A 13588-nucleotide genomic window follows, 5' to 3' on the forward strand; every position below is an offset into this window, starting at 1 on the left:
CCTCTACGGACCGCGTGAAGCCATGGAGTACGACGTCGTGGTCGTCGGCGGCGGCCCCGCCGGCCTGGCTGCGGCGATCCGGCTCAAGCAACTGGCCGCGTCGTGCGGCCGGGAGGTGTCGGTCTGCGTGCTGGAAAAAGGCGGCGAACTCGGCGCCCACATCCTGTCGGGCGCGGTGATGGATCCGCGCGCGCTCAATGAGCTCATTCCCGACTGGAAAGAAAAAGGCGCGCCGCTCAATACGGCGGTGACCGAAGACCGCGTCATGTTCCTGACCGAGACCACATCGTTCTCGACCCCGGTATTCGCCATTCCGCCGGCCTTGAAAAACCACGGCAACTACATCGTCTCGCTGGCCAATGTCGTGCGCTGGCTGGGCCAGCAGGCCGAAAGCCTGGGCGTGGAGATCTTCCCCGGTTTCCCGGCCGCCGAGATCCTGTACCACGAGGATGGCTCGGTCAAGGGTGTCGCCACCGGCAATATGGGCGTCAACCGCGAAGGCGAGCCCGGTGCGGACTTCCAGCTCGGCATGGAATTGCACGCCAAGTACACCTTCTTCGCCGAAGGTTCGCGCGGCCACCTGGGCCGCCAGCTGATGGCGAAATATGACCTGAACAAGGGCAAGGACCCGCAGACCTACGGCATCGGCATCAAGGAATTGTGGGAAATCGACCCTGCCAGGCACCAGCCGGGCCTGGTGATCCATACGGCCGGCTGGCCGCTGCCGAACGACACCTATGGGGGCTCGTTCCTGTACCACCTGGAAAACAACCTGGTCGCGGTCGGCTACGTGGTGGGCCTGTCCTACCAGAACCCGTACCTGTCGCCGTACGAGGAATTCCAGCGCTACAAGACCCACCCGGACATCCGCGGCTTCTTCGAGGGCGGCAAGCGCATCTCGTACGGCGCGCGCGCGATCACCGCGGGCGGCCTGCAATCGCTGCCCAAGACCGTGTTCCCGGGCGGTGTTCTGATCGGCTGCGACGCCGGCTTCCTGAACACCAGCCGCATCAAGGGCAGCCACGCGGCGCTCAAGACCGGCATGCTGGCCGCCGACGCCGCGTTTGCCGCCCTGGGCGAAGGGCGCCAGGCCGACGAACTGGCCGCCTTCCCGGCCGCGTTCGAACAATCGTGGCTGCATGAAGAGCTGCACATCGCGCGCAACTTCAAACCGTGGATGAGCAAGGGACTGATCCTGGGCACGATCATGACCGGCATCGACCAGATCGTATTGCGCGGCAAGGCGCCATGGACCCTGCACCACAAGCATGCCGACCATGAGGCTCTGAGACCGGCCTCGCACTACAAGCCGATCGCCTATCCGAAGCCGGACGGCAAGCTGACGTTCGACAAGCTGTCGTCGGTGTTCATCTCGAATACCAACCACCGCGAGGACGAACCGGTCCACCTGACGCTCAAGAACCCGAGCGTGCCGGTCGACGTCAACCTGGCCAGGTATGCCGGTCCGGAACAGCGTTACTGCCCGGCCGGGGTCTACGAGTTCGTCAAGCGCGAGGATGGCGGCGACCGCCTGCAGATCAACGCCCAGAACTGCGTGCACTGTAAAACCTGCGACATCAAGGATCCGACCCAGAACATCGTCTGGGTCACGCCGGAAGGCGGCGGCGGCCCCAATTACCCCAATATGTAGCCGGCCCAGCCTTGTTCACGCACAATTTGCTCAATCTCTATATTTCTTGATCTACATCATTAAATTCGATGGATATGATGCGGTATCGTCCTGTCCTCATCAGTTCATCCCGAGCGCCGGCGGCAACCCGCGCGACCCAGGTCGCGCAGGTGTGCCACCGGGCGCCAGTTCATGCTACCTAATCAGATTTTTCAAGACACGCTGTTCCCTCTCTCTCCTCGCCCCATCGACACCGGCCATCTGCTTTCGCAGCTGGAAAGCAGTGCGGCCGCGATCGTCGACGAGCTCAAGCAGACGGTATTCCGGACGGACCGTGCCGGCCGCTGGACATTCCTGAACCGTGCGTGGGAAGCCCTGACCAGCCGCAGCATCGAGGCGGGACTTGGCACCTGCTGCCTGGCGAACGTCCATCCCGAAGACAGGACGCGTCAACAGGCGCTGCGCGACCAGCTGATCCTCGGCCAGCGCGACTGCTGCCGCCATGAGGTTCGCTATCTGCGCCCGGACGGCGAAGTGCGCTGGGTCGAGGTGTTCGCACGGGCGCACCACGACGGCGACGGCGCGGTGACCGGCATCGTCGGCACCCTGTTCGACATTTCCGAGCGCAAGCAGGCGCGCGTGCAGCAGCGGCTCGCCGCGGGCGTGTTCGCCAGCTCGGGAGAAGGCATCGTCATCACCTCGGCCAACGGCATCATCATCGACGTCAATCAGGCCTTCGAGGCCATCACCGGCTATGCGCGCGCCGAGGTACTCGGCCGGAATCCGCGCCTGCTCAGTTCGGGCCGGCAAGGCAAGGAGTTCTACGCCGACTTGTGGCGCAGCGTCGGACAACACGGTGGCTGGAGCGGAGAGGTGTGGAACCGCCGCAAGTCCGGCGAGCTGTACGTGGAACGGCTGACCATCAGCGCCATCCATGACGAAAGCGGCAAGCTGACGCATCACGTCGGCGTGTTCGCCGACATCACGCGCCAGAAGCTGCAGGCCGAGCATCTCGAGCATGTCACCCATTACGATCCGCTCACCGGCCTGGCGAACCGGCGCCTGCTGACCGACCGCCTGCAGCAGGCCATGGGTCGCGCGCGCCGCAACGGCGGCGGCGTTGCCGTGGCGTCGTTCGACCTGGACGACTTCAAGGCCATCAACGACGTGCACGGCCATGAAGCCGGCGACGAGCTGCTGCTCACGCTGGCGCGCAGGATCCAGCACCTCGTACGCGACAGCGACATCATCTGCCGTCCCGGCGGCGACGAATTCGTGATCGTGTTCGACGGCGTCGAGTCGCTCGCCGCCTGCCAGCCCAGGGTGGCGCGGCTGCTGCAGGCAATCGCCGAACCGGTTCAGCTGGAGGCAGCGGCGCCCAGCGTGAGCGCCAGCGCGGGCGTGGCCTTCTACCCGCAAGGCGATGAGATCGACGCCGACCAGTTGATCAGGCAGGCGGGCCAGGCGATGTACGACGCCAAGACAGGCGGCAAAAAGCGCCTGTGCGCCTTCGACAGCCTGGGCTACCACGTGATGATCGAGCGCGCCGAGGAGATCGACGTCCTCCAACAGGCCCTTGCCAGGCATGAATTCATCCTGCACTACCAGCCGATCGTCCATCTCGGCAATGGCAAGCTGAACTCGGTGGAAGCGCTGGTACGCTGGAACCACCCCACCAGCGGCTGTCTTCCTCCCGGCAGTTTCCTTCCCACGCTCGAAGGACACCCGCTCATGCTCGCCCTGGAGGACTGGGTCCTGGACGAGGCCTTGCGCCAGCACGTGCGCTGGCTGGACGCGGGCCTGGATGTCGCCATCAGCGTCAACCTCAGCGGCGCCCAGCTGCACCGCAAGGATTTCATGCAGCATGTACGCGCGCGGCTGGCGGCCCACCCACGTGTGAACCCGCGGCGGATCACACTGGAAGTGCTCGAAAGTAGCGTCTTGGAAGACATCGGTTATGTATCCGGCCTGATCAGGCAATGCGCGGAGCTCGGGATCGGCTTCGCCCTCGACGATTTCGGTACCGGATACTCCTCGCTACGCTACCTGAAGCAGCTGCCGGCCCGGCGCATCAAGATCGACCAGGGCTTCGTGCGCGACATGCTGCGCGATCCGGACGATCTTGCCATCCTGGAGGGCGTGATCGGGATGGCGGCCGCGTTCAAGCGCGACGTGGTCGCGGAAGGTGTCGAGACCGTCGAACACGCCGCCATGCTGGTCCAGCTCGGATGCATGCTGGCCCAGGGCTATGGTATCGCGCGCCCGATGCCGGCAGATGCGCTGGCGCCCTGGCTGGCCGGCTGGCGCCTGCCCGGCGCCGTGGCGGCGCGCACGCCGCTGGCGCGCGACGACGCCGTGCTGCTCAGGGCGCTGATCGAGCAACGCGCCTGGCATGCCGGACTGGGCGAGGCCGATTGCGGACGCTGTCCGGCGACGATGGACAGTCCGGGCGGCGCGCACGCCTTCGGCGAATGGCTCGACTTGTGCAGCCCCCTACAGGCGCGCTGCGGGCAGCTGGTGAGCCGAGCCGTCGCCTGCCGCGATGATTTTTTGGCACGGTCTGGCCGTGCCGGGGACCCGTGCCTGGCGCGGCGTGCAGGCATCGGCGCCCCAACGACGCCATGCGGGCGCAGCAGCCAGGCCTTCGCCGATGCCTTGAAAGAGTTGCTCGATGCATGAAGCAGTGATAGCAGCACATCCTCGTCGACGCGCAGCGGTGGCGGCATGATCAAGCGGCAACTGGCAGCCAGGCGCCGCAACATCCAGATTGGCGCCATCAGCATCCTGATCATCGCGGGCGCGGCCCTGGTCGGCGCCTATGCGTGGAGCAGCTGGCAGCTGCGCCGCCTCGAATTGTCGAACGCGGGAATCTCGACGGTCAATCTCACGCACGCGCTTGCCGACCAGGCCAGCTCGGCGTTCAAGATGGTCGACACGGTCCTCGTCGGGATCGTCAACCGCGTCGAGCACGACGGCCTGGCGGCGTCCGACAAGGACGCCTTGTACGGCCTGATGATGGACCACCTGGCCGAGCTGCCAGCCTTGCAGGGCCTGTTCGTGTACGACGAACGCGGCACCTGGATCATCAATTCGTCGGGCCAGGTTTTCAACGGACGAAACAACGCCGACCGGGCGTATTTCGCCCATCACCGCGGCTCCCCGGAGCGCGGCGTACACATCGGCGCGCCCATTATCGGCCGCACCAGCGGCGCCTGGGTGATTCCCGTGTCGCGCCGGCTGGAGCACGCGGACGGCAGCTTCGCCGGGGTCGTACTGGCCACCATCAGGATCGATTTCTTCCGCAAGATCTACGAACAAATCGAGCTACGGCGCGACGGAAAGCTGACCCTGGCCCTGACCGATGGCACCCAGCTCCTGTCGATTCCCTTCAGCCGGACCGGGATCGGCGCCGATCTGGGCGCCACCCCGCCCTTTCCCGAACTGGTCAAGACACTGCCGAACGGCGGCCTGCTCGAGGTTTCCGAGCGCGGCCGCGCGCTGATCTATGGTGTCCAGCGGGCCGGCGACTATCCGGTGCTGATCGCAAGCGCGCGATCGAAGGACCAGGTCCTGGAACCGTGGCGCGAATCGGTGCTGGCGGCCGGCATGGCGTTCCTGGCCCTGGGGGCCGGACTGGCCGCGCTGGGCGGGTATCTGATGCGCCAGATGGGGGTGCGCGACAGCCTCGAGCGCGACCTGATCGAGACCAAGACGGCGCTTGAACATGTGAACGCGTCCTTGCTGGCGCAATCGCAGGTCGATCCCCTCACCGGCCTGTTCAACAAGCGCTATGTCGAGACGGCCATGGAACGGGAAATCCTGCAGGCGCGCCGGGAAGACTCCCCGCTGGCCGCCTTGATGATCGACGTCGACCATTTCAAGAAATACAACGATGGTTATGGCCACCTTGCCGGCGATACCACCTTGACCGAAGTGGCGCGGGCGATCCGCAGCGGCGCGTCTCGCCCACGCGACGTCGCCGCCCGCTTCGGTGGCGAGGAATTCGTGGTCCTGCTGCCCGCCACCGACCTGGAAGGCGCCGCCGTGGTGGCGGAGACGATCCGGGCCGGGCTGCAGGAGCGCGGCCTGGCGCACCGCGATGCGCCTGGGGGCGTCGTTTCGGTCAGTATCGGCGTGTCGTGCATCGCTCCGGCCCACGCCGCCGATGCCGCCGATGCCGCCGATGCCGCCACTATCGCGATCACATTGCTCGACCGCGCCGACCGCGCTCTGTACGACGCCAAGGCCAGGGGCCGCAACCGTGTCAGCTGCGACCACGGCGAGCAGCCCGGGCCGCCGTCCTTGCTCGAGGCCCGCCTGGGCGCGGAAGACAAGCAGACGCCCGCGAGCGCTCGCGCCGCAAGCCGGATCCGGATCGGAACATGACGACGCCCGCCAGCGCACCGGTCTGCCCCGGGATCAGGAAACGCAGGAACGCAGAAGCGTGCGCAACCAGTCAACCGCAGGATCGCCGTCGCTGCGGGGGTGCCAGATCATGTCGACTTCCAGGTCGCCGACGTCGAATGGCAACGGGCTGACGGTCAGGCCGAACGCGCCGGCATGGCGCGCGGCTACCCGGCCGTGCAGGGTAGCGATGAGCGGCGAGCGTGCGGTCATGGCGAGCAGTGTCATGACGTTGTGCGACGAATGTATCTCTTGCAGCCGCATTGGGGCATGCCGCAACAGATGCGAGCGAAATCCTGAAACCTCGACGTTGGCCGATACCACGCCGTGAACGGCCCCAAAATACTGCGCTGCCGTGATCGGCGTGGAACAGTCAAGGAGCGCACGATTGAAGCAGCAGACGTGCTGTTCATCGTACAAGCGTTCACGCCGCAACCACACCAGGTCGTCGCTCACGTGGGCGATCGCCAGATCGATCCGGTCTTCGTTCAGCGTTACACCGATTGCTTGGTCCGCGATGGGAACCGTCTGGATTCGGATCCCGGGAGCGTGTACGCCGACATGGGCGACCAGGGCCGGGACGACGATCGCTTCGGCCTGGCCGTTGATACCTAACCGGAACGTGCGCATTTCCGTCGCCGGGTCGAACTCGGTCCTGGCTGTCAGGGTCTCTTGCATCTGCAACAGCAGCGGATGAAGCGCGGTGTGCAGCGCCCGCGCGCGCGGAGTGGCTTCCATGACGTGGCCGGTGCGGATGAAAAGCGGATCGTCGAAGAGCGTGCGCAGATTGGACAAGGCATGGCTCATCGCCGGTTGCCGGATTCTCAAGCGTGCAGCCGCGCGTGTCACGCTCAGTTCCTGCATGAGAGCGTCGAAAGCCAACAGCAGATTCAGGTCGAAGCGACGCAGGTTGAAGTGATTAATGGTATGCATGGGTATATAGGCGAGCGCGGAGGTTGGTCCAACTATACGCGCTCCATCGATACTATCGATGCTATTGATCCATTGGATCGATTTGGTGCATTGATGCCAGGCGCTTAGAATGTTGACGGCGGCACGCCCGCCGAAGGCGAGCCAAGCCGCTTTCGACGCTCTTTCGAGATCCCGCACTCTGCAATTTTCCTTATATGCGCCTACGCTCACAAGTCTTCATCCTGTCTTTGCTGGCCTTCCTGCTGCTCGCCGTCGGCCCTGCGGCGAGCGCCGCCCTGCCGAGGTATCCGCAAGCCTACGATGGCAAGATCGTCTTCAGTGCGAACGAACACCTCTGGGTGGTTCCTCGCGATGGCGGTCTGGCGCTCCAGTTGACCAGTGGCCCGGGCAGCGATGTGTTTCCGCGCGTATCGCCCGACGGTCACTGGATCGCCTACACCGGGCTGCATGACAACGGCAGCGATGTCTGGGTGATGCCGGCAACGGGAGGCAAGCCAACCAGGCTGACCTTTCACAACGGTCGTGGCATGGACAATCTCGTCGTGACGTGGACGCCGGATTCCCGGCATATCGTGTACCTGAGCCAGCACAGGCAATGGAACCGGCTCGTCCGTGAGCTCTACCGGGTCCCGGTAGCGGGTGGACTTCCCGAGGCCATGCCACTCGACGGCGCCGGCGGCATGGCCAGCTATGGACCCGACGGCCGCGCCATGGCCTACAATCGCGCGTTCACGCAGCAGAACTGGAAACGCTACAAGGGCGGCATGGCGCGCGAAGTCCTTATGTATCACTTCGATACGCGCGAGCTTCGGCGGCTGACGGACTGGCCCGGGACCAACGCCTTCCCGATGTGGTACGGCCGCAAGATCTACTATCTGTCGGATCAAGGGAGCAAGCAGCGTGCGAATATCTGGGTGATCGACCTGGCGACCAACCAACGGCGGCAGGTAACGCATTTCACGGACTACGACATCGACACGCCGGCCCTGGGCGACAACGCGATTACTTTCCAGCAGGGTGGCAAGCTGTACCGGTTGGATCTTCCCGACGAGTGTCTTCGCAAGGTCGAGATATCGCTACCCGGCGCCAACCCGCGCACGCTGCAACGCAGCGCCGCGGTCCAGCACCTGGTGCGCGGCAGCGCCATCGTCCGCGACGGCGATCTCGACCTTCCCGACCGCGTCAACTACGCACTGTCACCCGATGGCCGATACAGCCTGTTCTCCGCGCGGGGCGAGCTGTTCCGGGTACCGGCGCACGCCGGTGAGCCCGTCAACGTGACCCGCACGCCCGGCATCGAAGAAGACTCGCCGGCCTGGTCGCCCGATGGACGTATGCTTGCGTACGTCACCGATGTCGGCGGCGAACGGCAGGTCGCGATTCGTCCTGCAAGCGGCGGCGCCGAGCGGCTGCTGACGCGTTCCAGGAAAGGTTATTTCTTCACGCCCGTGTTCGCGCCCGATGGTCGGAGCCTGAGCTACAGCGATGGCGAGCACCGCCTGTGGCTGCTCGGCGTGGATGGTGGACGGCCACGCCACGTGGCGCAGGACAAGCGCCAGGGCATCCATGACCAGGTGTTTTCGCCGGATGGCCGCTGGCTGGCGTTCAGCATGGCGGGCACCGCCAAGCGCCGGGATCTCTACCTGTACGAGATCGCGACAGGCCGCACCCATCGCCTCGGCAACGGCGAAGGGACGGACGCCAACCCGGCCTGGTCGCCGGACGGCAAGCGCCTGTACTTTACGTCGTCGCGCTATGTGAATGCCGTTGCTTCCGACCACGCGATCGACTTCGCGATGGTGAAGTCAGCAGGCATCCACGTGATCCACCTGCCCGCCGGTACGGCGCAGCTCGCCCCTGCGGACCTGATGGCCCAGGCCGTGGCCCTGCCCGTAGGGCCGGCCAACATCGTCCAGCTCGATGTCCGCAAGGATCACATCTTTTACCTGACACAGCCGCTCGTCCTGGTCGACGGCGTCCTGCAAGGCGAGAAGTCGGCCCTCCATCGGTTCGATACCGTCACCGAAGAAGACAGTGTCGTCACAGAAGATCTCGACAGCTACTCATTGGCGCTGGACGGCGACAAGGTCCTGGTCAAGCGCGGCGGAGAATACGACGTCGTCGATCTGGCGCATGGCGCAGCGAAGTCTCCGGAGCGTCGCCTCGATCTCGCCCGCCTGCGGGTGACGATCGATCCTCCGGTCGAATGGGCGCAGATGTTCGACAACGCCTGGCGGCTCCAGCGCGATTTGCTGGTTTCTCCGACGATGAACGGCCAGGACTGGGACGCCATGCGCGTGCGCTACACGAAGCTGCTGCCGCTGCTTGGCTCGCGCGGCGACTTGAACTGGTTGATTGGCGAATTGATGGGAGAACTGTCGAATTCCCACGTGAGCGTGGGCGGCGGCGACGACGGCCGCACCGCGGGCCCGGGCGACCGGGCCCGGCTCGGCGTCGACTGGACCCTCGACCAGGAGTCAGGACGCTACCGGCTCGCGACCATCCTTGCGGGCGACAACACGCTGCCCGAATACCGCAGCCCATTGCGACAGCCTGGGTTTCCGGTCAAGGTGGGCGATTATGTCCTGGCAATCAACGGAACCGAGTTGCGCGCGCCAACGGTACCGGATGCGCTCCTGCAAGGCTTGCCGGCATCGGGGCCTGTCGCCTTGACCGTTGCCGATACGCCGGACGGCGTGCGCCGGCATGTGCGCGTCAAGCCCGTGGGCAGCGAGGTGAATCTGCGCGAGCTGGCGTGGATCGAGCACAATCGCGAAACAGTACAGCGGCTGTCCGGCGGAAGCGTCGGCTATGTCTATTTGGCGGACATGTTGCAACGCGGCCTGGCGCAGTTCACCCGTCAGTTCTACGCCCAGCTGAACCGGCAGGCGCTGATCGTCGACGTACGCTGGAACGGCGGCGGCTCGGTGGCCGACTACCTGATCGAGCGCTTGCGCCGGACCCAGGCGGCTTTCAACGGGAACCGTACCGGCGCCATGGACACCCAACCACAGGAACTGGGCCCGGGCCCGAAGGTCGTGCTGATCAATCACTGGTCGGGTTCGAACGGGGAACTGTTTCCCTATCTGTTCCAGCAGTACGGTCTCGGGAAAGCCGTCGGGACACGTACCTGGGGCGGACTGCGCGGCTACAACGGGAACGTACAGCTGATGGATGGGGGCTTCATCACGATTCCTTCCCGGGCCGTCTACGACATGCAGGGCAAGGAAGTCGTGGAAAACCACGGCGTCGAACCTGATGTCGCGGTGGAGAACCTGCCCGCGGACCTGCTGGCCGGACGCGATGCCCAGCTCGAAACGGCGATTCGGCTGATGCTGGAGAAAATTCCACAAGCCCCGCGCCGGCCGGCGGATCAGGCGCCTGCGGCAACACTGCCATGATTTCACGCCTGGGCATCGCCGCATCCGTCAACGTGGTCGCGCAGCTGCAGCATGCATGCGTACCGCTCTGGAATTGCTGCAACCTGGATAAAGGAACTGGGACATGAGGAAATTCACATTCAATCGCGGCAGCTGGGAAGATGGGAATAGCCTTCCTGAACGGGGCGAGACGGAACACCTGGACGACTATGTCGCGCGTGTCGGGTATTCGACCAACAGTGCATCCTACGGCACCGAATACGGCGGACAGCTCGACATCTTCGAAGGTCGGGGCGACTATTTCTTTGCCTTGGTGACACCGGCGGGCCGCAAATCATTCGAGGTGTCGATTCCTGACTTTCCAAGCTATATGCTGTTCATCCGGGACTACGGCACCGCCTTCGCCGCAGGCGGCGCGGATTCGACGCAAAAAGACATCATGGAAGCGCTCGGCAAGCTGTTGTGACCTGAGCATGGCCACGACCATGCGCTGTCGGTGTTCGAGGAGCGATAGGTCCCTGCCAGCGTTCGCGCCGTTTGCCGCTCAAGCTCGAACAGGACGGCGCGCCCTGGCGAGGTTGGCAATCAGCTCTACGCGGGTATGCCGCTCCTGTTTCCACGCAGGCTGACCGGGACCATTGCGCCAGGACTCGCCGAGGGGGCTATGGTCGACACAGTCGAATCCAAGCTGATCGTATAGCCGCTGCACCAATTCCACCGCTTCCGGGTAATTGCTCGACGCCGCGAGGGCCGGGCGATCCGGGGATCCTGCCGGCATGCCCCATGTGAGGATTCGCGGGGCCTGGATGTGTGTAAAGGCCTTGACTACTTTCGAACCCGCAAGCTGGTCCTGACGCAGTTCATGTTCAGTCTTTTCGCCCGAATCGACGCGCGGATAGTGGCCATCGCGCCAGGGCATATAATTATTCGTGTCCAGCACAATTTTCCCTGCCAACTGCTCCACAGGCATGTTGTTCACTAATTTAAGGGGCACTGCGATGACGACGAAATCGCCTGCCGCGGCCGCATCTGCGGCTGTCGCGGCACGTGCCGACGGCCCGAGCGCTTCGATGAGATCCTTGAGCGTCTCGGGACCGCGCGAGTTTGCGATGACGACCTGGTAGCCATTCGCGATGGCTGCGCGAGCAATGTGGCTTCCGACTTCTCCCGCGCCGATGATACCGATAGTAAGTGTGTTCATATTAGGTGTGAGACAGTGACGCAGCGAGCGCCTGCGAAGCGGCGAAAATATTTCGTAACGAGTTTTATTCTAGGCCAGCTTGGCCGCGCCGTCAGGCCTTGTCAACCAGCGGCAACCCGGCGCACAGGCAGGTGGCGCCGTGGTGGCCGGGTTCGCAATCCTGGGCGGGTGCGCTGAAGCCAGCGGTCCCGGCGTTACCTGCCCTGGGCGACTGGATGAGCGAACTCTTGCGTCAATCGGACCGCCCGGCGCAGGACGCGATACGGCGGCGGTCCGTCCTGGCGACAAGGCGAGCTAGGCGGCTGCCGCGCTGTCGGCGCGTGCATCGATGGCGTTGAAGGCCTGTACCGCCCAGTCGATAAAGACCCGGATCCTTGCATTCACATGCCGGTTTTGCGGGTACATGATGTACAGCGCCTTGCGCGGCTCGCTCCACCCAGGAAAGACTTGCACCAGTTCACCGCGGTCGAGATAGGGCTGGACCTGGTATCGGAAGTTTCGGGCGATACCGAGACCAGTGACCAGCGCCGTGAAATGGGCGGTGCTTTCGTTGACCGAAATGCTGCTGCGCGGCTGAATCTCGACGACTTCGCCATCGCGCTCGAATTGCAGGCTGACCGGACGCCCGGTGTGGGACTGACAGTACGTGATGAGCTGATGGCCTCCCTCCTGCAGCTCGCGCGGGTGCGCAGGCAATCTGTGACGCTGCACGTACGAGCGATGGGCGCAGGTCACGAATTCAAGCTCGCATAGCTTGCGCGCAACCAGCGAGCTGTCCGGAGGATTGCCGGCCCGGATGACGCAGTCGATGCCATCGCCGACCAGGTCGGCCGGGCGATCGTTGATGCCCAACTGGAGTTCAATGTCCGGGAACTGTTCCTGGAACGAAGGCAGCGCCGGGATCAGGGCGAGGTTCGCGAGCGAGGACCAGATGTCGACCCGCAGCCGCCCCCGCGGCGATGCGCGCGTGTCGCGGATGTCCGCGTCCATCTCGTCCGCTTCGGCCAGCAGGCGCTGCGCGCGTTCATAGTAGATGGCGCCTTCCGGGGTGACGCTGGTCCGGCGCGTGGTCCGCTGGATCAGCCGAACGCCAAGCATCTGTTCAAGATCCTGGATAAGCTTCGTCGCCGTGGAACGCGGCATATCCAGCTGGTCAGCGGCCTTGATGAAGCTGCCGGCTTCGGCGATGCGCACGAAGGTACGAAGAGCAAGGAGTTTATCCATGGGGCCTCGAAGGACGATCGGGAAACGTCCGTCGCCATATTTGCTAAGTCCGGAAGCTTGCATTGGACACGTTCTTGCCGAGACCGTATTCTAGCGCGATTTGTGTCGATACTAGCAACAATGTAAATACTCCCGCAGACCAGTGCGCGACACCGTGCTCCCCTCCCTGCTCGAGGATACTGAGCCGGACTCCGGGCTTCCACCTCGCCTCGCGCTTGGCTGGCGACTGGCGGCGCGTACTGCGGCTTCCCCACCGCCCAGTCCACGCCGCTGTCACGCGCCGGACGGGCGCCGATCGTTGGCGAGCGCAGGTGCCCGGCGCACCGCCCCGTCGGCTTTTAGCTCAGCCCCCCAGCTGACGCCTGACCGCCTCGGCATCGTGAATCGCCGCCATGTGCGCGAAACGCCCGTCCCGGACCTGGTAGACGGCATACTCGACGACCTCGAACGATGCTCCGCTGGGCTCGACACCAACGAATTGCCTGGTCGGCGTGCCGGTATTGATCAACTGCGCACCGAGCCGATCGCCATCGATGATGAGATTGGTCAGTTCCCAATGCAGGTCGGGCACTGAGCCTACCTCTTCGCGCTGTACCGCCAGGATGTCATCGCGGGTGGCCGGCCGGCCGTTGAGCGTGACTTCGTCATGAATATACGCATCCATGACGTCGAAGTCACGGGCGTTCAGCGCTGCGATGTAACGGTCATAAAATGCACGCAAATCTGTAGCAGACATGATTCCTCCGATTGAAAAAGATTCCGAAACCGCGCAGCCGGACCAGCAAGCCCGATCCCGGACCGGCCTGGCGGCGTGGC

Annotated in this window: 9 protein-coding genes; 5 read left to right on the forward strand and 4 right to left on the reverse strand. The window is 64.6% G+C overall.

Annotated elements, in window-relative coordinates; genetic code table 11:
* Positions 1–22 precede the first annotated feature (22 nt).
* The 3 genes from AC56KW_RS05180 to AC56KW_RS05190 all read left to right on the forward strand — a co-directional run bounded on the left by AC56KW_RS05180 (position 23) and on the right by AC56KW_RS05190 (position 6016).
* Positions 23–1651, forward strand: coding sequence for an electron transfer flavoprotein-ubiquinone oxidoreductase (locus AC56KW_RS05180; RefSeq protein ID WP_497169869.1), 1629 nt, complete (start codon positions 23–25; stop codon positions 1649–1651).
* Between the two features lie 171 nt (positions 1652–1822).
* A complete protein-coding gene (locus tag AC56KW_RS05185; RefSeq protein WP_497169665.1) occupies positions 1823–4309 on the forward strand; it encodes a putative bifunctional diguanylate cyclase/phosphodiesterase in 2487 nt (828 codons plus the stop codon).
* Between the two features lie 45 nt (positions 4310–4354).
* On the forward strand, positions 4355–6016 hold the full coding sequence (locus tag AC56KW_RS05190; protein WP_497169666.1) for a GGDEF domain-containing protein: 1662 nt from the start codon (positions 4355–4357) through the stop codon (positions 6014–6016).
* A 33-nt stretch (positions 6017–6049) separates the two neighbouring features.
* Here the strand turns inward: AC56KW_RS05190 and AC56KW_RS05195 are convergent, their stop codons facing one another.
* Positions 6050–6967: a LysR family transcriptional regulator gene (locus tag AC56KW_RS05195; RefSeq protein ID WP_497169667.1), complete on the reverse strand. Its 918-nt coding sequence runs from the start codon at positions 6965–6967 to the stop codon at positions 6050–6052.
* A 194-nt stretch (positions 6968–7161) separates the two neighbouring features.
* Here AC56KW_RS05195 and AC56KW_RS05200 point away from each other — a divergent pair, with 194 nt between their 5' ends.
* Together AC56KW_RS05200 and AC56KW_RS05205 are read left to right on the forward strand one after the other, a co-directional pair.
* A complete protein-coding gene (locus AC56KW_RS05200; RefSeq protein ID WP_497169668.1) occupies positions 7162–10368 on the forward strand; it encodes a S41 family peptidase in 3207 nt (1068 codons plus the stop codon).
* Positions 10369–10471: 103 nt separating this feature from the next.
* Positions 10472–10813: a hypothetical protein gene (locus AC56KW_RS05205; RefSeq protein ID WP_497169669.1), complete on the forward strand. Its 342-nt coding sequence runs from the start codon at positions 10472–10474 to the stop codon at positions 10811–10813.
* A 78-nt stretch (positions 10814–10891) separates the two neighbouring features.
* On the opposite strand, the gene AC56KW_RS05210 is transcribed toward AC56KW_RS05205, so the two are convergent.
* The 3 genes from AC56KW_RS05210 to AC56KW_RS05220 all read right to left on the reverse strand — a co-directional run bounded on the left by AC56KW_RS05210 (position 10892) and on the right by AC56KW_RS05220 (position 13508).
* Positions 10892–11548, reverse strand: a complete 657-nt coding sequence (locus AC56KW_RS05210; protein ID WP_497169670.1) for an NADPH-dependent F420 reductase — start codon at positions 11546–11548, stop codon at positions 10892–10894.
* Between the two features lie 294 nt (positions 11549–11842).
* Complete coding sequence (locus AC56KW_RS05215; protein WP_497169671.1) at positions 11843–12772, reverse strand: LysR family transcriptional regulator; 930 nt, start codon at positions 12770–12772, stop codon at positions 11843–11845.
* 343 nt (positions 12773–13115) lie between these two features.
* Positions 13116–13508, reverse strand: a complete 393-nt coding sequence (locus AC56KW_RS05220; RefSeq protein WP_497169672.1) for an ester cyclase — start codon at positions 13506–13508, stop codon at positions 13116–13118.
* Positions 13509–13588: the final 80 nt, after the last annotated feature.

The sequence above is a fragment of the Telluria sp. RT2P19 genome, from assembly GCF_059685725.1.

Excerpts from the sequence above, each read along its gene's own strand:
- AC56KW_RS05180 (WP_497169869.1), top strand. The coding sequence starts at position 23 with ATGGAGTACGACGTCGTGGTCGTCGGCGGCGGCCCCGCCGGCCTGGCT.
- AC56KW_RS05185 (WP_497169665.1), top strand. The coding sequence starts at position 1,823 with ATGCTACCTAATCAGATTTTTCAAGACACGCTGTTCCCTCTCTCTCCT.
- AC56KW_RS05190 (WP_497169666.1), top strand. The coding sequence starts at position 4,355 with ATGATCAAGCGGCAACTGGCAGCCAGGCGCCGCAACATCCAGATTGGC.
- AC56KW_RS05195 (WP_497169667.1), bottom strand. The coding sequence starts at position 6,967 with ATGCATACCATTAATCACTTCAACCTGCGTCGCTTCGACCTGAATCTG.
- AC56KW_RS05200 (WP_497169668.1), top strand. The coding sequence starts at position 7,162 with ATGCGCCTACGCTCACAAGTCTTCATCCTGTCTTTGCTGGCCTTCCTG.
- AC56KW_RS05205 (WP_497169669.1), top strand. The coding sequence starts at position 10,472 with ATGAGGAAATTCACATTCAATCGCGGCAGCTGGGAAGATGGGAATAGC.
- AC56KW_RS05210 (WP_497169670.1), bottom strand. The coding sequence starts at position 11,548 with ATGAACACACTTACTATCGGTATCATCGGCGCGGGAGAAGTCGGAAGC.
- AC56KW_RS05215 (WP_497169671.1), bottom strand. The coding sequence starts at position 12,772 with ATGGATAAACTCCTTGCTCTTCGTACCTTCGTGCGCATCGCCGAAGCC.
- AC56KW_RS05220 (WP_497169672.1), bottom strand. The coding sequence starts at position 13,508 with ATGTCTGCTACAGATTTGCGTGCATTTTATGACCGTTACATCGCAGCG.